The organism is Tabrizicola aquatica, assembly GCF_002900975.1.
In the GTDB taxonomy this organism is placed as follows: Bacteria; Pseudomonadota; Alphaproteobacteria; order Rhodobacterales; family Rhodobacteraceae; genus Tabrizicola; species Tabrizicola aquatica.
This window is the reverse complement of the sequence record NZ_PJON01000001.1, coordinates 661,084-680,154: the sequence shown is the minus strand read 5'-3', so window position 1 is coordinate 680,154 and position 19,071 is coordinate 661,084. Positions and strand designations below refer to the sequence as shown.

Annotated in this window: 13 protein-coding genes; 7 read left to right on the top strand and 6 right to left on the bottom strand. The window is 67.3% G+C overall.

What is annotated here, in order from left to right; translation table 11 throughout:
• Positions 1–48: 48 nt before the first annotated feature.
• Complete coding sequence (locus tag CXR42_RS03310) at positions 49–1,515, bottom strand: leucyl aminopeptidase (RefSeq protein ID WP_103256998.1); 1,467 nt, start codon at positions 1,513–1,515, stop codon at positions 49–51.
• A 151-nt stretch (positions 1,516–1,666) separates the two neighbouring features.
• On the opposite strand from CXR42_RS03310, the gene lptF reads away from it, so the two are divergent.
• From lptF to rsmA, 6 genes are read left to right on the top strand one after another with little or no spacing between them, the layout of a single operon-like run.
• Positions 1,667–2,785, top strand: coding sequence for an LPS export ABC transporter permease LptF (gene lptF / locus CXR42_RS03305; RefSeq protein ID WP_103256071.1), 1,119 nt, complete (start codon positions 1,667–1,669; stop codon positions 2,783–2,785).
• Positions 2,782–3,879: an LPS export ABC transporter permease LptG gene (gene lptG / locus CXR42_RS03300; RefSeq protein ID WP_103256070.1), complete on the top strand. Its 1,098-nt coding sequence runs from the start codon at positions 2,782–2,784 to the stop codon at positions 3,877–3,879. Before lptF ends, lptG begins: the two co-directional genes overlap by 4 nt.
• Before the next feature lies 1 nt (position 3,880).
• Positions 3,881–6,022 carry an LPS-assembly protein LptD gene (locus tag CXR42_RS03295; protein ID WP_103256069.1) on the top strand — a complete coding sequence of 714 codons (2,142 nt, stop codon included), beginning with the start codon at positions 3,881–3,883 and terminating at the stop codon, positions 6,020–6,022.
• A gap of 58 nt (positions 6,023–6,080) precedes the next feature.
• A complete protein-coding gene (locus CXR42_RS03290) occupies positions 6,081–7,283 on the top strand; it encodes a peptidylprolyl isomerase (RefSeq protein ID WP_103256068.1) in 1,203 nt (400 codons plus the stop codon).
• Positions 7,280–8,281, top strand: coding sequence for a 4-hydroxythreonine-4-phosphate dehydrogenase PdxA (pdxA, locus tag CXR42_RS03285; protein WP_103256067.1), 1,002 nt, complete (start codon positions 7,280–7,282; stop codon positions 8,279–8,281). Before CXR42_RS03290 ends, pdxA begins: the two co-directional genes overlap by 4 nt.
• A 4-nt stretch (positions 8,282–8,285) precedes the next feature.
• Entirely contained in the window at positions 8,286–9,122 is an 837-nt protein-coding gene (rsmA, locus tag CXR42_RS03280) for a 16S rRNA (adenine(1518)-N(6)/adenine(1519)-N(6))-dimethyltransferase RsmA (protein ID WP_103256066.1), read from the top strand.
• A 27-nt stretch (positions 9,123–9,149) separates the two neighbouring features.
• Here the strand turns inward: rsmA and sucD are convergent, their stop codons facing one another.
• From sucD to CXR42_RS03260, 4 genes are read right to left on the bottom strand one after another with little or no spacing between them, the layout of a single operon-like run.
• A complete protein-coding gene (gene sucD / locus CXR42_RS03275; protein WP_103256065.1) occupies positions 9,150–10,046 on the bottom strand; it encodes a succinate--CoA ligase subunit alpha in 897 nt (298 codons plus the stop codon).
• A gap of 11 nt (positions 10,047–10,057) precedes the next feature.
• Positions 10,058–11,230: a malate--CoA ligase subunit beta gene (locus tag CXR42_RS03270; RefSeq protein WP_103256064.1), complete on the bottom strand. Its 1,173-nt coding sequence runs from the start codon at positions 11,228–11,230 to the stop codon at positions 10,058–10,060.
• A 48-nt stretch (positions 11,231–11,278) separates the two neighbouring features.
• The gene (locus CXR42_RS03265) at positions 11,279–12,229 is read right to left on the bottom strand and encodes an HpcH/HpaI aldolase/citrate lyase family protein (RefSeq protein WP_103256063.1); all 951 of its coding nucleotides are present in this window, start codon (positions 12,227–12,229) and stop codon (positions 11,279–11,281) included.
• A gap of 18 nt (positions 12,230–12,247) precedes the next feature.
• Positions 12,248–13,447, bottom strand: a complete 1,200-nt coding sequence (locus CXR42_RS03260) for a pyridoxal-phosphate-dependent aminotransferase family protein (protein WP_103256062.1) — start codon at positions 13,445–13,447, stop codon at positions 12,248–12,250.
• Positions 13,448–13,591: 144 nt separating this feature from the next.
• Here CXR42_RS03260 and CXR42_RS03255 point away from each other — a divergent pair, with 144 nt between their 5' ends.
• Positions 13,592–14,983, top strand: a complete 1,392-nt coding sequence (locus tag CXR42_RS03255; RefSeq protein WP_103256061.1) for a helix-turn-helix domain-containing protein — start codon at positions 13,592–13,594, stop codon at positions 14,981–14,983.
• On the opposite strand, the gene CXR42_RS19850 is transcribed toward CXR42_RS03255, so the two are convergent.
• A complete protein-coding gene (locus CXR42_RS19850) occupies positions 14,980–18,984 on the bottom strand; it encodes a PAS domain S-box protein (RefSeq protein WP_103256060.1) in 4,005 nt (1,334 codons plus the stop codon). The genes CXR42_RS03255 and CXR42_RS19850 overlap by 4 nt on opposite strands.
• Between the last annotated feature and the right edge of the window lie 87 nt (positions 18,985–19,071).

Here is a 19,071-nt window from a genome sequence, read left to right as displayed (position 1 = left end):
GCTGGCGTCGCCCCTGTGCGAGGACCGACGCGCAGCGAGGGAGGAGCCTCACCCTTCGAACCGGTCGCGGATCAGCCGGTCCAGCGTCATCACGCCCCAGCCGGTCGCCCCCTTGGGTGCCAGCATCGAATCGGACTTCAGCAGCGCCGTCCCTGCGATGTCGAGGTGGCACCATGGGACCTCGGGCTTGACGAACCGGGCCAGGAACTGCGCCGCCGTGATCGCGCCGCCGTCGCGGCCGCCGACGTTCATCATGTCGGCAACCCGGGATTTCAGCTTTTCGTCATAGGCCTCACCCATCGGCATCCGCCAGGCGCCCTCGCCCTCCGCCTTGGCGGCAGACAGGAAGGCGTTGCACAGGTCGTCGTTGTTCGAGAAGACGCCGGTATTCTCATGCCCCAGCGCGATGATGATCGCGCCGGTCAGGGTGGCCAGGTTGATCATGCCCACGGGCTTGAAGCGTTCCTGCGCGTACCAAAGCACATCGGCCAGCACGAGCCGGCCCTCGGCGTCGGTGTTGATCACCTCGATCGTGTCGCCCTTCATCGACTTGACCACATCGCCCGGGCGCTGCGCCTTGCCATCGGGCATGTTCTCGACCAGGCCGACCAGGCCAACCACGTTTGCCTTCGCCTTGCGCAGGGCAAGCGTGCGCATCACGCCCGCCACGACCCCGGCGCCGCCCATGTCCATCGTCATGTCTTCCATGCCACCCGCCGGCTTGATCGAGATGCCGCCGGTGTCGAATACCACGCCCTTGCCGATCAGCGCGAAAGGCGCCTCGCCGCCGCCGCCGTTCCACTGCATGACAACGACCTTCGAGGGGCTTTCGGACCCCTGCCCCACGCCCAAGAGCGCGCCCATGCCAAGACGGCGAAGTTCGTCTTCCTCCAGGATCTCGACCTGCAGGCCAAGTTCCTGCATGGCGGCCAGCCGGGCGGCAAAGTCGCTGGTGGTCAGCACGTTCGCAGGCTCGTTCACCAGGTCGCGAGTGAAGAACACGCCCTCGGCGACCGCGGCCATCGGGGCTGCGGTGCGCGCCACGGCCTCGGGGTTGGTCACGGCCAGACTGACCGGGCCGCGCGGCTTTTTCTCGCCGGTCTTGTGGGTGTCGAAGGCATAGGCCCGCAGCGCCAGGCCAAAGGCGATGTCGGCGGCCCGGGGGTGCCCCTCGGCCAGAACCAGCGTCGCGGCAGCGCCATGCGCCTTGCCCACAGCCGCGCCCGCCTTGCGCGCCTGCTGCTGATCGGCCCGCTTCGGCAGGCGCAGGATCTGCACCGCTTCGGCTTGCAGGCCCGTGGGCCAGGCCAGATCCATCGCATCCCCCGGCTTCAGCTTGCCGAAGGCGGTCGAGGCGACGGCCCGGGTCAGCGCGCCCTTGGTCAGCCGATCCAGCTTGCGGAACCCGGCCGAGGGGGTCTGGTCAGGCTCGGCCAGGACGGCGATCCGGCCGGGTTGGGTGGCCAGCGCGTCAAGGTCGGGGGCAAGGAACTGGATCGGCAGGGGCTGGGGCATCATTCTCTCGCGTTTGGGGGCTGGTCTGCCATACTCGGCAAGGCTTCGCCCGGAAGCTACAACCGGCCCCGGCAATTGGCCAGATAGCAGTTTTCGCGGCTGGTGAATTCCGCTAGGGTCATCGCAACATATTGTGGGGGCCGGCAGGCAAGTGTCCAGATTCGACAGATATCTCCTGTCGCAACTGCTTCAGTTGTTCGGCTTTTTCGCGCTGGTCCTGGTGGCGGTCTACTGGGTCAACCGGGCCGTGGGCCTGTTCGATCAGCTGATCGGCGACGGCCAGTCCGCCCTGGTGTTCCTGGAATTCAGCCTGCTGACCCTGCCCAATGCCGTGCGCCTGGTGCTGCCGGTCGCCGCCTTTGCAGCGACGGTCTATGTCGTCAACCGGCTGATGCAGGAAAGCGAGTTGGTGGTGATGCAGGCCACCGGCTTTTCCGCCTTCCGGCTGGCGCGGCCGGTCCTGTATTTCGGCCTTTGCGTCATGGCGATGCAGCTGGTGCTGACCAATGTCCTGGTCCCGGCCAGCCAGCGCACCCTCACCGCCCGCAGCGCCGAGATTTCGCAGAACGTGACCGCACGCTTCCTGAACGCCGGGCAGTTCATGCATCCGACCAAAGGCATCACCTTGTACATCCGCGAAATCACCCCGGCGGGTGAATTGCTGGATGTGTTCCTGTCGGACGAACGCGCTCCGGGCGAGCGTCTGGTGCATACCGCGCGCAAGGCGTTTCTTGTTCGGGGCGATGTGGCACCGAAGCTGGTGATGGTCGAAGGGTCGACCCAGAACCTGGACCGGACCAGCGGCCGCCTGTCGGTCACGCGCTTTTCCGACTTTACCCTGGACCTTGCGGGCCTCGTGGACATGGGTGCCTCAGCCGCGGTGCCGACCGAAACCTTGTCCACACCGGCGTTGCTCTTGGCTGACGCAGCGGCGCAGACGGCGACGGGGGCCAGCCGCGCGCAGATGCTGGAAGAGGGGCACTCGCGCCTGGCCGGGCCGCACTTGGCGGTGGCAGCGCCCCTTCTGGGCTTTGCTGCGCTGATGCTGGGCGGTTTTTCGCGCTTTGGGCTTTGGCGGCAGATGGCGGTGGCGGTGGGGCTGATCATCGGCTTGCAGCTGGCCTGGACCTGGGCCGGCAGCCTTGCCCTGCAATCGGTGGCGGCCTGGCCGGCGCTGTATCTTGCACCGCTTTCGGGGGTGGTTCTGGCGGGCCTTCTGTTGTGGTGGGCGCAACTGCCGCGCCGCCTGCGGCGAGAGGTGGCGGCATGACGCTTAGCCTCTACATCGCGCGTCGGTTCGCAGCCATGGTCGGCCGGGTCTTTCTGATCTTCTTCGCCATCCTGATGCTGATCGACATGATCGAGCAGTTGCGCCGGTTCGCGGATGCCGGGGTCGGGCTGGGCCAGGCGGCGCAGCTGTCGCTGATGAACGTGCCCGAGACGCTGTATCGCATCCTGCCCCTGATCATGATCATGGCGGCCATCGCGATGTTCCTCGGCCTGGCGCGGTCGTCCGAACTGGTGGTGGTCCGTGCCGCCGGGCGGTCCGGCCTGCGCTTTCTGGTGACGCCGCTGGTCGTGGCGGTGGCGCTGGGCGCGCTGATGGTGGCGCTGTTCAACCCGCTGGTCGCTGCCACCTCCAAGGCCTATGACGCCCGCCGCGCCGCGCTGTCGCAGGGCGGCGGGTCGGTCCTGTCGGTAGCCGACACCGGCCTTTGGTTGCGTCAGGGCGCGGAAGAAGGTCAGACCGTCATCCAGGCCGCCCGCGCCAACCTGGACGGAACCCAGCTTTTTGGCGTGACCTTCCTGTCCTTCGACGCCGAGGGCCTGCCCTCGCGCCGGATCGAGGCGGAACGCGCCGCCCTGATCGAAGGGGCCTGGCAACTGACCGGGGCAAAGACCTGGGATCTGACCAGCCCCAACCCGGAACTGACCTCGCGCTTCAGCGCGGGGCCCGAGGCGCTGCCCTCGGACCTGACGCCGGAACGCATCCGCGACAGTTTCGGCACGCCTTCGGCCATCGCCTTCTGGGACCTGCCCGGCTACATCCAGGACCTTGAACGCGCGGGCTTCTCGGCCCGGGCCTACAAGCTGTGGTTCCAGATGGAACTGGCCCAGCCCCTGCTGATGGCCGCGATGGTGCTGGTCGCCGCCGGCTTCACCATGCGCCACGTCCGCTTTGGCGGGACGGGCCGGATGGTGCTGGTCGCGATGCTGTCCGGCTTTGGCATCTTCTTCCTGCGCAACTTCGCCCAGGCCTTGGGCGACAGTGGCCAGATCCCCATCGCCCTGGCCGCCTGGAGCCCGCCCGTCGCGGCGGTGATGCTCTCGCTTGGCCTCCTCTTGCATCTGGAGGACGGCTGACATGGCGCGCCTTCTGACCATCCTGCTGCTGACCCTGACCCTGGCCCTGCCCGCCCGCGCACAGGAACAGGCCACGCTGATCTCGGACAGCATCGAGATCACCGGCGATACCCGGCTGATTGCCGACGGCAATGTCGAGGTGTTCTACAAGGGACGCCGGCTGAAAGCCTCGCGCATCATCTTCGACCAGGCCACCGACCGGCTGGAGATCGTCGGCCCGATCGTCCTGACCGAGGATTCGGGCGAGGTGATCATCCTCGGCTCGCAGGCCGAATTGCAGGCCGACCTGGCCCAGGGTATCCTGACCAGCGCCCGCTTGGTCCTGAACCGTCAGCTGCAGATGGCCGCGAACACGATCACCCGGGTCTCGGGCCGCTATACCGAGCTTGAGACCGTGGCCGCATCGTCCTGCAAGGTCTGTGCCGGCGACCCCACGCCCCTGTGGGAAATCCGCGCCCGCAAGGTGCGCCATGACGAGGTGGAGCGGCAGATCTATTTCGACAACGCCCAGTTCCGGGTGGCCGGCATCCCCGTTTTCTACATCCCGCGCCTGCGGATGCCCGATCCGACGCTGGACCGCGCCACCGGCTTTCTGATGCCCTCGATCCGCACCACCTCGGATCTGGGGACCGGCCTGAAACTGCCCTACTTCATCGCACTGACGCCTTCGTCCGACCTCACCCTGACGCCCTACCTGACGACCCGCGACAGCCAGACGCTGGAACTGCGGTACCGCCAGGTCTTTGCCACCGGCCGGATCGAGTTGAACGGCGCGATCACCAACGATGACCTGATCCCCGGTGATCCGCGCGGCTATCTGTTCGTCGACGGCAGCTTTACCCTGCCATTGAACTTTGGCCTCACGATCAAGGGCCAGACCGTGACCGACCCGGCCTATCTTCTGGACTACGGGATCGCCAACCTGGACCGCCTGGACAGCCGGATCGAGGCCAGCCGCACCCGCCGGAACGAGCATATCTCGGCCCGCGTCATCAGCTTCCAGTCCCTGCGCGACGACGAAGACAACACCACCCTGCCCGCACTTACGGCGGACCTGACCTTCCACCGCCGCTTCTCGCTGGGGGCGCTGGGCGGCGAGGGCGGGTTGCGGCTGCAGACCCACAACCATTGGCGCAGCTCTGTCAGCCCGCTGGACGGCCCGGACAGCGACGATATCGCCGACGGCCGCGACCTGGCCCGGATTTCCGCCCGGATCGACTGGCGCCGCAGCTTCATCCTGCCCCTGGGTATCGAGGCCACCGTGCTGGGCGAGGCTTCGGCCGACGCCTACAGCGTCGCGCAGGACGCCGTGTTTCAGGGCAAGACCACCCGCACGCACGGCAACGCCGGGATCGAGTTGCGTTGGCCCTGGGTCAAGGCCGGGGCAAACGGCGCCACCCATGTGATCGAGCCGGTGGCGCAAGTCATCTGGGCCTCGTCAGACGCGGAAAGCCTGCCGAACGAGGATTCGGTGCTGGTCGAATTCGATGAAAGCAGCCTCTTTGCGCTGGACCGCTTCCCCGGTTCGGACGCCGTGGAGCGCGGCCCCCGCGCCAATCTTGGCGTGACCTGGACCCGGCACGATCCTTCGGGATGGTCGATGGGCGTCACCCTGGGCCGCGTCTTCCGAAAGGACGACCTGGGCCAGTTCGGTCCCGGCTCCGGCCTGGACGGATCGCAATCGGACTGGCTGGCCTCGGTCAACTTCGACCTCGCCGATGGCCTTGCGCTGACCGCCCGCACCGTCTTTGACGACGACCTGACCCTGACCAAGGGCGAGGCGCGCGTTGCCTATAGCGGCGAGCGGACGGCGCTGGCCTCCTCGTTGATCTGGGCGGTGGCGGACCCGCTGGAAAACCGACCCGACCCGACGCAAGAGATCACCTTCGACGCCCGGCGAAAGCTGAACCCGAACTGGACCGCCAAGGTCTCGGGCCGCTACGACTTTGTCGCCGACCGCGGCACAGTGGCCGGCATGGGTCTGGAGTTCCTGAACGAGTGCGTGCGCTTCGACGTTTCCCTCTCGCGTCGGTTCACGTCATCCACTAGTGTGACGCCGACGACGGATTTCTCCTTGTCGCTGGACCTTGTCGGCTTTGGCAGCGGCGTGACCGCTGGACCGGCACGGACCTGCCGGCAATAGATCGGGCGACAGGCAGCGGGCGCAGACCCACGCGGGAACAGGAAGAACGGCTGAGGCGATGGCATTTTCGGTTCTGAAACGACAGGCGACGGCTTTGGCCTGCATTCTGGCCCTTACCGGCCCGGCGCTGGCACAAGACCTGTTCACCCCCCGGCTTTACGTCAACGACCGGGTCATCACGGAATACGAAATCGCTCAGCGCGCGATGTTCCTTCAGGTTCTGCGCGCCCCCGGCAACCCCGAGGACGAGGCGCTGAAAGCGCTGATAGAGGATCGCCTTCAGCGCAGCGAGGCCGAGCGTCTGGGCCTTGGCCTGTCCGATCAGGAATTGTTGCAGGGGATGGAAGAATTCGCTTCGCGCGCCAACCTCTCGGCCGAGGGTCTGATCGCCGAACTGGCCAAGGTCGGCATCGCGGCGGAAAGCTTCCGCGATTTCGTCTCGGCCGGACTTCTGTGGCGCAAGGCGGTGCGGGCACGCTTTGCCGGACAGGTGCCGGTCAGCGAGAATGACATCGACCGGGCGCTTGTCGCGGAAACGCGTCCACGGGCGCTGCGGGTTCTGGTCTCGGAACTGGTGATCCCGGCCGAACCCGGTCGCGAGGCGGACGCGCTGGCGCTGGCCCAGCAACTTTCGGATACGGTGACCAGCGAAGGCGGCTTTGCCTCGGCCGCGCGGCAGTATTCTGCGGCACCCACGGCTGGAAACGGTGGCCGTCTGGACTGGATGCCGCTGGCGAACCTGCCCGGCGCCATCGGGGCGGCGGTGCTGGCCCTTGGCCCGGGCGAGGTTTCGGACCCGGTCTCGGTCCCCGGCGCGGTGGTGCTGTTCCAGCTGCGCGACGTGGCGCTTGACCAATCGGCCGAGCCGCTGGCCGTGACCGTGGAATGGGCCGATTTCCTGATTTCGGACGACCCGGCCGAGATCGCAAGGATCCGCGCCAATGCCGACGAATGCAATGACCTTTACGGCCTGGCCCGTGACCTGCCTGCCGACCGGCTGACGATCACCAAGCAACCCGCCGGGGACGTGCCCGGCGATGTGGGACTGGAGCTTGCGCGGCTAGACCCCGGTGAGGTTTCGCTGGCCCTGGCCCGTGACGGTTTCCGCCGCCTGATCATGCTGTGCAGCCGCGAGCTGACCCGCGAAGAGCCGGTGACCCGCGACCAGGTGCGCGAGGCGGTGATCAACCAGAAGCTGGAAGGTCTGGCCGAGGGCTATCTGGAAGAGCTTCGCGCCGCCGCCTTCATCCGCGAGCCGTGAGCGGCCCGCTGCTCCTGACCTGCGGTGACCCGTCCGGCATTGGCCCCGAGATCGCCGCAAAGGCCTGGGCCGCCGGTGAACGCTTCGTCTGGATTGGCGACCCGCGCCATTTGCCCCCCGGCACCCCTTGGCGCCAGGTGGCCGAGGGTGAGGCGCCCGGCGACGGCGCACTCGCCGTCCTCCGCCACGACTTTGCCGCCCCTGCGGTCCCCGGCCAGCCCACCCCCGCCAATGCATCCGGCGTGATCACCGTGATCGAGCGGGCCGTTCGCCTGGTCCAGGCCGGCAAGGCCGCCGCCATCTGCACCGCGCCGATCCACAAGAAGGCGCTGAAGGACGGCGCCGGGTTCGCCTTTCCCGGCCATACCGAATTCCTGGCCCACCTTGCCGGGGTGGACCGCGTGGTGATGATGCTTGCCTGCCCGGAGTTGCGCGTGGTCCCGGCCACGATCCACATCGCCCTGTCCGAGGTTCCGGCCGCGCTGACACCCGCGCTGCTGGAAGAAACGATCCGCATCACCAGCGCCGGGCTGCAACGGGATTTCGGCCTGCCAAAGCCGCGCATCGCCGTCGCCGGCCTGAACCCCCACGCCGGCGAAGGTGGTGCCATGGGGCACGAGGAACTGGACTGGATGGCCCCCCTTGTGGCCCGCCTCGCGGCCGAGGGCCTCGCGATCCGTGGTCCCCTGCCCGCCGACACCATGTTCCACGCCGCCGCCCGCAAAGGCTATGACGTGGCCATCTGCGCCTACCATGACCAGGCGTTGATCCCGATCAAGACCATCGACTTTGCCGGCGGCGTGAACGTCACCTTGGGCCTGCCCTTCGTGCGCACCTCGCCCGACCATGGCACGGCCTATGACATCGCCGGTCGCGGAAGTGCCGACCCCTCCAGCCTGCTTGCCGCTCTGCGCATGGCGCGTGAGATGGCAGCGGCGCGCGGCGCGGATGCGTCGGATGCCTCCGGCGGGGATGTTTCCGCAAAGATGAAAGGCTGACCCCGTGGGGACGATCGACGGCCTGCCGCCCCTGCGCGACGTGATCCGCACGCATGATCTGGTGGCGAAAAAGCAGCTGGGGCAGAACTTCCTTCTGGACCTGAACCTGACCGCCAAGATCGCGCGTTCGGCCGGCGACCTGACCGGCTGCGACGTGCTGGAGGTCGGCCCCGGCCCGGGCGGGCTGACCCGGGGTCTGCTGGCCGAAGGCGCCCGCCGCGTTGTAGCGGTGGAGAAGGACGCCCGCACCCTGCCCGCCCTGGCCGAGATCGCCGCCGCCTATCCGGGACGGCTGACTGTGCTGCACGGCGACGCGCTGGAACTGGATCTGGCCGCGCATCTGACGCCCCCGGTCAAGATCGTGGCCAACCTGCCCTATAATGTCGGAACCGAACTTCTGATCCGCTGGCTCTCGCCCAAGGTCTGGCCGCCGATCTGGTCCTCGCTGACACTGATGTTCCAGAAGGAAGTGGCCGAGCGGATCGTCGCCAAACCCCGGACCGACCATTACGGGCGCCTCGCGCTTCTGGCGCAGTGGCGTTGCGATGCGCGGATCGTGCTGACCCTTCCGCCCGAGGCGTTTACCCCCGCCCCCAAGGTCCATTCCGCCGTGGTGCAACTGACCGCCCTGCCCCAGCCGCGATTTCCCTGTGATTTCGGTGTGTTGCAGCGGATAACTGCGATGGCCTTCAACCAGCGCCGCAAGATGCTGCGCTCCAGCCTCAAGGGTCTGGGACCACAGGTCGAGGCGCAGTTGGACGCGGTGGGCATCCCGCCCACCGCACGGGCCGAAGAAATCGGCCTTGAACAGTTCTGCGCCTTGGCCCGACAGATCGCGTAGGCGGAATTTTCGCAGAAAATTCGTCTCTCACGCCGCCTGACGCAGCGACAGGACCCGGGCCATCGTCTCGCCCATGGCGCTGGGGTTCGGGGCCACCACAATGCCGGCTGCGGTCAGGATATCGACCTTCTCCTGCGCCGATTCCCCAAAGGCGCTGATGATCGCCCCCGCATGGCCCATCTTCCTGCCCTTCGGTGCCGACAGGCCGGCGATATAGGCGACCACGGGCTTTTTCATGTGATCGCGGGCATAGGCGGCGGCCTCGGCCTCTTGGGGGCCACCGATCTCGCCGATCATCATGACCGCATCGGTTTCCGGATCATTCTCAAAGAGTTGCAGGATATCCTTGAAGCTGGACCCGTTGATCGGATCGCCACCGATCCCGACGCTGGTCGACACGCCGATCCCAAGGTCCTTCAACTGGCTTGCCGCCTCATAGCCGAGCGTGCCAGAGCGCCCAACGATCCCGACCCGACCCGGCATGTAGATATGCGGCGGCATGATCCCCATGAAACCCTTCCCGGGCGAGATGATCCCGGCGCAGTTCGGCCCGATCAGACGCATCTTCCGCGCCTCGGGGTAGCGGCGCAGGAAGCGTTTGACCCGCATCATGTCCTGGCTGGGGATCCCGTCGGTGACACAGACGGCGGTGCGGATACCCGCATCCGCGGCTTCCATGATCGCATCGGCAGCAAAGGGCGGCGGGACAAAGACCAGCGAGGCTTCGGCCCCGGTCGCCTCGACCGCCTCACGGACAGTGTTGAACAGCGGCCGGTCCAGGTGGCTGTCGCCGCCGCGTCCCGGCGTGACCCCACCCACCACATTGGTGCCGTGCTTGATCATGTCGGCAGCGTGAAAGGCGCCAATGCGGCCGGTCATGCCCTGGACGATGACGCGGGTCTTTTCGGTGATCAGAATGGCCATGGGTTCCTCCCTCAGGCGGCTTTGCGGGGACGGGCAGCGACGGCTTTCATGGCCGCCTCGGCAAGCGTGTCGGCCGAGATCAGCGGCAGGCCAGAGCCGTCGATGATCCTCCGGCCCTCTTCGACATTGGTGCCGGCCAGCCGGACGATGACCGGCAGGGTCAGGCCCAGCTGGCGATAGGCGGTGACGACGCCCTCGGCCACCCAGTCGCAGCGGTTGATGCCGGCGAAGATGTTGACCAGCACCACGCTGACATTGCGGTCGGCCAGCACGGTCTGGAACGCCTTCACCACCCGCTCGGGGCTGGCCCCGCCCCCGATATCCAGGAAATTCGCCGGCTCGCCGCCAGACAGCTTGATCATGTCCATCGTGGCCATCGCAAGGCCCGCGCCGTTGATGATGCAGCCGATATCCCCGGTCAGCCCAACATAGCTGAGGCCATGGTCGCCAGCCGTGGATTCCCGCGGGTCTTCCTGGCTGCGGTCGCGCAGTTCAGCCACATCAGGACGGCGGAACAAGGCATTGGTGTCGAAGGACATTTTGGCATCCAGCGCCACCAGGTCGCCACCCTTGGTGATCACCAGCGGGTTGATCTCGACCATCACCGCGTCAAGGTCGCGATAGGCGCGATAGCAGGCGCGCAGGATATTCACCATCTGGGCGATCTGTCCGCCCTTCAGGCCCAGTTGGAAGGCCAGTTCGCGGGCCTGGAACTCGGTCAGGCCGACGGCGGGGTCGATCGTCATGCGCCGCAGGGACTCGGGGTCGGTTTCAGCCAGGTCCTCGATCTCCATTCCACCCTGGGCCGAGGCGACGATCATGATCCGCTCGGACTTCCGGTCCAGCACGAAGCCAAGGTAAATCTCTTGCGCGATGTCCGAGGCTGCCTCGACCCACAGTCGGTAGACGCCCTTGCCACTCGCGTCGGTCTGCTTGGTGACCAGTTGCTTGCCGAAAAGGGTCGAGGCGAAGCTGGCCACCTCATGCTCATCCCGGCACAGCTTCACACCCCCGGCCGCACCCCGGCCGCCCGAGTGGATCTGCGCCTTGACGACCCAGGCACTACCCCCCAACTCGCGCGCCCGGTACCCCGCCTGTTCTGGGCTGTAGGCCAGCCCCCCACGCGGGACCGGCACGCCGAAGCGGGCAAGGATTTCCTTGGCCTGATATTCGTGAATGTCCATGAGCTTCCTCCCGTAAGCGTTTGTTGGGTGGGCAATTTTCCCACCTTGCTATTCAGCGGCGATGGCCTCGGCGATCACCAGGACGTTCTTGGCCATGCGCTCGCTGGCCGCGTCGATCATCTTGCCGTCCAGGCTGGCCGCACCCTTGCCCGCGGCCTCGGCCGCTTTCAGCTCGGCGATGATCCGGCGCGCCTTGGTCACCTCGGCCTCGGTCGGGCTGAAGACCTCGTTGGCAAGGGCCACCTGGCTGGGATGGATCGCCCATTTCCCCTCGCACCCCAGCGCCGCCGCCCGGCGCGCGCCGGCCTTGTAGCCCTCGGGGTCCGAGAAATCGCCGAACGGGCCATCCACCGCGCGCAGACCAAAGGCCCGGCAGGCCGTCGTCATCCGCGCAATCGCCGCGTGCCACTGGTCGCCGGGATAGTCCGGGTTCAACCCGCCGATGTTCACCGTGCGCGCCCGCATGCTGGCGGCGAAGTCGGCCACCCCGAAGTGCATCGCCTCCAGCCGGCTGCCGGGTTGCGTCGCCGACTGGGCAATCGCCTCGACATTGGCCATCCCAAGCGCGGTCTCGATCAGGGCCTCCAGCATCACCTTCGAGCGGTAACCCTTTGCCATCTCGATCTGATTGACCATCGCCTCGACCATGTAGAGGTCGGCCGGCACGCCCACCTTTGGCACCAGGATCGTATGAAGCCGGTCGCCGGCCTGCTCCATCACGTCGACCACGTCGCGGTACATGTAATGGGTGTCCAGGCCGTTGATCCTGACACTGACCGTCTTGCCCTTGGCGGCCCAGTCGATGTCGTTCAACGCCTGGATGCAGTTCTTGCGGGCCTGCTCCTTCTCGGGCGGGGCGACCGCATCCTCAAGGTCCAGAAAGACGTAATCGGCGGCGCTATCGGCGGCCTTGTCGATCATCGTCGGGTTCGACGAGGGCACGGCAAGCTCAGAGCGTTGCAGACGCTGCCGGCGCAGTGGGTGAAGAGTGTGGCTCATCTGTCTGTTTCCCTTGCTTTATTCTGCTGCGATGCGGGCAGGCTGTACGCTGCGACCTTGCGCGTACCAGGCCTGCGCCGCGGCCACGCCCGACCCGAACTCGACTGCGGCACCTGCCTCGACCAGGGCCATTTCGGCCACCGACAGGGCGGTAAGGCACATCGCCTCGTTCAGGTCGCCCAGGTGGCCGATGCGGAAAACCTTGCCCGCCAGCCGCGCCAGACCCGATCCGAACGAGGTGTTGTAACGCTCATACCCGATACGGATGACGTCGCGGGCATCCACCCCTTCCGGCACCCGGATCGCAGTCACCGTGTTCGACGCGATCGAGGCATGTTCGGCGCAGATCTGCAGGCCCCAGGCCGCAACCCCGCGCCGGACGCCCTCGGCCAACCGGGCGTGGCGGGCCAAGACGGTATCCAGCCCCTCGGCATTGATCCGGTCCAGCGCCGCGCGCATCCCGTGCAGCAGTTGCGCGGGCGGCGTGTAGGGGAAATAGCCGGTGTCGGCCAGCATGGCGAAGTCGCGGAATTCGAAATAGGCGCGCTTCATCCTGCCCTTCTCGGCCGCCGCCAGCGCCTTTGGCGACACCGCCAGCACACCCAGACCCGCCGGGCACATCAGGCCCTTCTGGCTGCCTGTCACCGCGAGGTCGACGCCCCAGTCATCCATGCGGAAGTCGATCGAGCCGACCGAAGACACCCCATCGACGAACAGCAACGCATCGTGGAAACAGTCGTCCAGCGCCTTGCGCACCCCCGCCACGTCGCTTGTGACGCCCGTCGCGGTTTCGTTATGGGTGACAAAGACCGCCTTGATCTGGCCCTTGCGATCCGCTGCCAGACGCCGGGCGAACTCGTTGACCGGGGTGGCCGCACCCCAGGCCAGGTCGATCAACTCCACCTCCAGGCCCAGCCGGGTGGCCATCTCGGCCCAAAGGGTCGAGAACTGGCCGTGCCGCGCCATCAGCACCTTGTCGCCGGGGTTCAGCGTGTTGGTGATCGCCGCCTCCCAGGCGCCGGTGCCCGATCCGGGATACAGGATAACCCGGGCGGTTTCAGTGCGGAACACACGCTTCAGGTCCGCCAGGATGTCCAGAACGAAGCCCCCGAATTCGGGGCCGCGCTGGTCCTCCATCGGCACGTTCATCGCGCGCCGCACGACCTCCGGCACGTTGGTCGGGCCGGGAATGAAAAGTGTGTTGGTGCCTGTCCGCATGGGATCCTCCGTTGGTTAGGACAGGCATGGCACTGCTTGGAAATTGTGCAAAGTGAATGCGGGTTTCGCTGTGAATGCGAGAATTTACACAATGTGTTTTTTGTAATACTGTAAATTAGACAAATCCAGATTGTGTGCGACGGTATGCAGAAAACCTTCATCGGCCCCCACCTTCGCCGCTTGCGGCTGGAGCGGGGTGAGACTCAGGGCGCCATGGCGCGGCGGCTTGGGATCAGCGTCTCCTATGTGAACCTGCTGGAGAACAACGAACGTTCGATCTCGGTTCAGGTCATGCTGCGCCTGTTCGAGGCCTACGGGGTCGATTGGCGTGAGATTGCGGATGAGGATGGGGCAAGTCAGCTGGCCGACCTGCGCGCCGCACTGCAGGACCCGATCTTCGACACCCGGCCGGACCTGCCGCAGTTGCGTGCGTCGCTGATCCACGCCCCCGACCTGGCCGCTGCCTTCCTGCGGCTGCACCGCGCCTGGCAGGCGGCGAACGACCAGCTCCTGGCGCGCAACGAAGGCGACGGCGGGACCATCGCCTCCAGCCCCGAGGCCGCGGTTCACACCGTTTTTCGTCGCCACCGCAACCACTTCCGCGAGTTGGAGGAGGCCGCCGAGCGGTTCTGGTCCGCCCCGGTCGAACAGGACGAGATCTACACCGCCCTGAAGTCCCGCCTGCGTGACGGTCTGGGCATCTCGGTCCGCCTGGCCCGGGTCGAGGATTTGCCCGGCACCCTGCGCCAGTATGACGAGGCCCGGCGCGAGATCCTGCTGTCCGAGGCGCTGGATCACACCAACCGCACCTTCCAGCTTGTCCATATGTGCGGCCTGCTGGAACAGCGCGACCTGCTGGATACGCTGGTCGGCCGGTCGGACATCAGTGACCCGCGCGGCGTGGCACGGTTGCGGGTGGAACTGGCAAACTATTTCGCCGCCGCCGTGCTGATGCCCTACGACGCCTTCCTGGCCGAGGCGCGGGCCACCAAATACGACCTTGACCACATCGCAACCCGGTTCGGGGTCAGCTTCGAGCAAGCCTGCCACCGTGCCACGACCCTGCAACGCGAAGGGGCGCAAGGTGTGCCCTTCTTCTTCCTGCGGATCGACAAGGGCGGCAATGTGACCAAACGGTTCAATGCCACCGACTTTCACCTGGCCGAATATGGCGGGGCCTGTCCGCGGCTGGATGTGCATACCAGCTTTCGAACCCCTGGGAAGATCGTCCCGCAATTCGTTGAAATGCCTGATCAATCGCAGTATTTCGTTTTCTCGCGCACCGTGGACCGGCCGACCTGGATTCGCCATGCCCAGGACAATCGCCTGGCTGTCGCCATGGGCTGCACCATCGACCACGCGCCCGAGATCGGCTATGCCGAGGCTTTCACCGTCACCGGTGCCCGCATGGTGCCGATCGGGATCAACTGCCGCATCTGTCCGCGCGCCAACTGCGACCAGCGCGCCTATCAGGCGGTGGTGCTGACCCGGCCGGTGGACGAACACCGGCGCGGCCCCACCCGGTTTGACGGCTAAACGACCGCAGCGCGGCAGTGGATCAGCGCCTGTGCCAGCCGGTCCAGGGCGATGGGCTTGGCCACGCAGGCGGTAAAGCCCTGCGCCAGGTAGGTCTCGATCTGGTGCGTCATCGCGTTGGCCGTCACTGCCAGCGCAGGCGGCAGCGTCATCCCGCGCGCCTGCGCCTCTTCCTGCAGCCGCTCCAGCGTCTCGATCCCGCCCCGACCCGGCATGGCGATGTCCAGTAGCAGCGCGTCATAGCCCTGGTCCCAACGCTCCAGCATCGCGTCGCCCGAATGCACGATATCGGCCGTCACGCCCAACGTCTTAAGCATGCTGTGCAGGATGATCCGGTTGGTCGCATTGTCCTCGGCCGCCAGAACCCGCATCGGCGGAACCTCGGGGACCGTGCGCTGCGGCGCGGCGGCGCGGGCATCGGGCAAGACCGGCAGGGCGATGTCGACCCGGGCCGTCACCCCCTCGCCTGGACGCGACTGCAGCGTGATGTCGCCCTGCATCAACCGTGCCAGTCGGCGCACGATGGCCAGCCCCAGCCCCGTGCCGCCATGCCGGGCCGAGTTGCCGCCCTGCCCTTGGGTGAATTCCTCCAGCACCCGGCTCAGCTCGGCCTCGGCCATGCCGATCCCGGTATCGCGCACCACCACCACCGTCCGCTCGGACGAGGTGGCGTCGACCTCCAGCACGATCTCGCCCTGGTCGGTGAACTTGACCGCATTGCCCAGAAGGTTGTGGAGGATCTGGATGATCCGCTGCTCGTCCCCCATTCGCACCTCACCCTCGGCCCCGCCGACGCAGCGCGTCACCAGCTTCACGCCCTTTTCGCTGGCCTTCAACGCATGCAACTGCACGATCCGGCTCACCACCTGACACAGCATCAGCGGGCGCGGCACCAGGGTCAGCCGGCCGGCCTCGATCTTCGCCAGGTCCAGGATGTCGTTGATCACCCCCAGAAGATGCTCGCCCGATTCGCGGATCACCTGCAGCATCCCGCGCTGGTCTGGGTCCGACAGGTGCAGGTCCAGCACATGCGCCATGCCCAGGACGCCGTTCAGCGGGGTGCGGATCTCGTGGCTCATCGCGGCCAGGAAATCCGACTTGGCGCGGTTCGCCGTCTCGGCCGCAGTCATCGCGGTGCGCAGGCGGTCCTCATTCTCGACTGCGGCGGTGATGTCCGTGAACGAGCAGACGACCGCCAGCCCGGTCCCCGGCGCCGAAAGCCGTGCCGCGTTGACCGAGACGACGCGCCGCGTGCCGCAGGGCCAGCGGATCGCGTGCCGCAGGTCATGCAACCCGGTGGTCCCGGCCAGCGCCTGCGAGAAGGGCAACCGATCAGGCGGCACCGCCACGCCGTCCAGGTCGGTCACCTTGGCCTCGCACATCAGCGCCATCAGGTCATCGCCCGGCGCCACTGGCCGGCCCAGCACCTGTTCGGCGGCTCCGTTGACGAACACGACCTTGCCGGTCGCATCCACCGCGATGATCCCGGAAACCGAGGTTTCCATGATCCTGGCCAGCGTGTCGCGTTCCCGCGCCAGTTCCGCCTCCAGCCGCTTGGCGGCTGAGACGTCGATATGCACGCCGGTGATCTGCAAGGGCTGGCCCGACCAGTCCCAGTCGATCACCTGACCACGCGACAGGATCCAGACCCAGTGACCGTCCCGGTGGCGCAGGCGCATCTCGTGCTGGATGGTCCAGATGCCCGAGGCAAAGGCCTGCGCCTCGCGCATCAGCATGTCGGCGGCATCGTCGGGATGGATCATCGCTAGCCAGCGGTCGCGCGGCAGCGGGTTCAGCTCGGCCGCGCGATAGCCCAGAATCTCGGCCCAGCGGTCGTTCACCAGCGTCCGGCCCTGCGGGATGTCATGCTCCCAGATGCCAAGCTGCGCCCCGTCGATGACCCGTGACAGCTTGCGCTCGGCCTCGGTGCGGGCGCTGATATCCAGTGTCACGCCCGAGATGCGCCGCGGCGTGCCGTCGGCGCGGCGGGCCAGCACCCTGCCCCGTGCCAGAAGCCAGACCCAGCGGCCGCTGCCATGCCGCAACCGGCAGACCAGGTCGAACTGCTCGGCCCCGTCCTCGGCCAACGCGCGCCAGGCTTCATGCACCGCGGCCAGGTCGCCACGATGCACCAGCGCCAGCAACTCCATCGGTCCCAGGGGACTGTCCGACTGCCCCAGCATCGCGCGCCAACGGTCGTTCATCGCGCTCAGACCCTGTTCGTCGTCCCAGTCCCAGACCGCGACCTCGCCGCCCTCCATCACCTGTTGCAGCCGCCGGTCCGCCAGGCGTCGGGCCGTCACGTCCTCGTAAAGCCCGACCGTCTCGGCGGCCGGGGTCGCGCGTTCGCGGACCCAGATCAGCCGGCCATCGGCCAGTTCGTCCTCGCCATCCCAGACCTCGGTCAGTGGCCGGTCCAACCGCCGACGCAGGGCCACCTCGTCACGCTCGCCCTCAGCCCCAAAGACCCCGCGCTCGATCGCGGCGCGCAGAAGGTCGTCGTACAGCGCCCCCTCGCGGATCAGGTCGGCAATCCCGCCGAACACCCGGACATAAGGCGTGTTCCACAGCACCAGCCGATCCTGCGCGTCAAAGATGGCAAAGCCATCGTCCAGCGCCTCGATCGCCGAAAGGAAGCGCCGGCGCGTGGCCTGCAGGGCCTCACGCTCGGCCAGAAGGGCGGCTTCCTGGGCACGAAGATCGGTCACATCCTCGATCAGCGCCCAGACCAGGCGGCGCCCGTTCGGATCGATGCTCATGAACCCGCGCAGGACGGCCGGAAACCGCGACCCGTCCGCCCGGCGCAGCGAGGCCTCGACCGGCCCGTAACTGCCCTTGGCGCGCAGCTCGGCAATCGCCAACTTGACGAACCAGTCCACATCATCGGGCAGGATGCTTAGAACCTGCAGGTCGGGCGAGGCCTGCGGGTCCAGCCCGAAGGTCGTCTTGAACGCCCGGTTGGCATCCAGAATCTCGCCGGTATCATAGTCGTTCAGCAGGATCGGCTGCGGGCACATCTCGAAAAAGGCGGTGAACTGCCCCTCACGGTAGGAGGCCATCTCGCTGGAGGTCTGGCTGCCCGAAAGATCCCGGATCACCGCGACCACACCAGGGGCCGATCCATCCGGGGGCATCGGCAGCGGCGCGACCGACACGTCGTACCAATGCGGCGCGACCAGGGTGGACACGCCAACCCGGCGGGTGCGGATGCTACGCGCGCCGGCCGGCGTCTGGACCAGTTCGCTCAGGGCTTCGGACAGGGGATAGGGCATCACGTCGCGCACATGTCGTCCGATCCCGGCATGGACCAGCGCCGAAAGCCAGGGCAGCTTGTCGCTGTGGCAGGCCGCGATATGGCCGCCCGGGCAGATCTCGACCACCAGGTCCGGCAGGGCACGCAGGGTCGCTGCCAGATGGGCCAGCGCCGCGGCCTCGGCCGCCGAAGCTTCGGCCCGCAAGACGACGCTTGCCACCGCCCGCGCGACCGAGGTCAGCAGGAACAGCTCGTCCTCGTCCCAGGCCCGCTCCTCGGTCTGGCTGTCATAGCCCAGGACACCGATCAGCCGTGCGCCATCCATCAGCGGCACCATCAGCGCGGCGTGGATGCCGATCTTCGCCATGAACTGCCGCTCGGCGCTGTCCTCGGGCACCTCCGCCCGGCTCTGCACCGCGACCGAACGGCCGGCATTGAAGGCCGCGTGCCAAAGCGGATGTCCCTCGGGGCGCAGTGACTGCATCTCGGCGTGCAGCGGTTGCACCCCCTCGGCCACCCACTCATGGCTGTTGTAATGCGTTCCGTCGGGGCGAACCCGGAACAGGAAGGTGCGGTCCAGCCCGCAGGCCTGGCCCAGCCGGGTCAGCACCTCCTGGATGCGCGCGTCCACCGTCTGCGGATCGGCATCCAGCAGACGGTTGATCAGCTCGACCACCAAGAGTTCGACCCGGGCCGGGCGACCTGCGGGCCGGGCTTTGGCGAGACTGGCCTTGGCTGCATGTTCCATGTCGCGCCTTCCGGGGATCAACCTGCGGCCGAGTATTGGCCCAAGCCGTCGCGCGCGCAACCCTTGGGCCAAGCCGGGTGCCTGGGC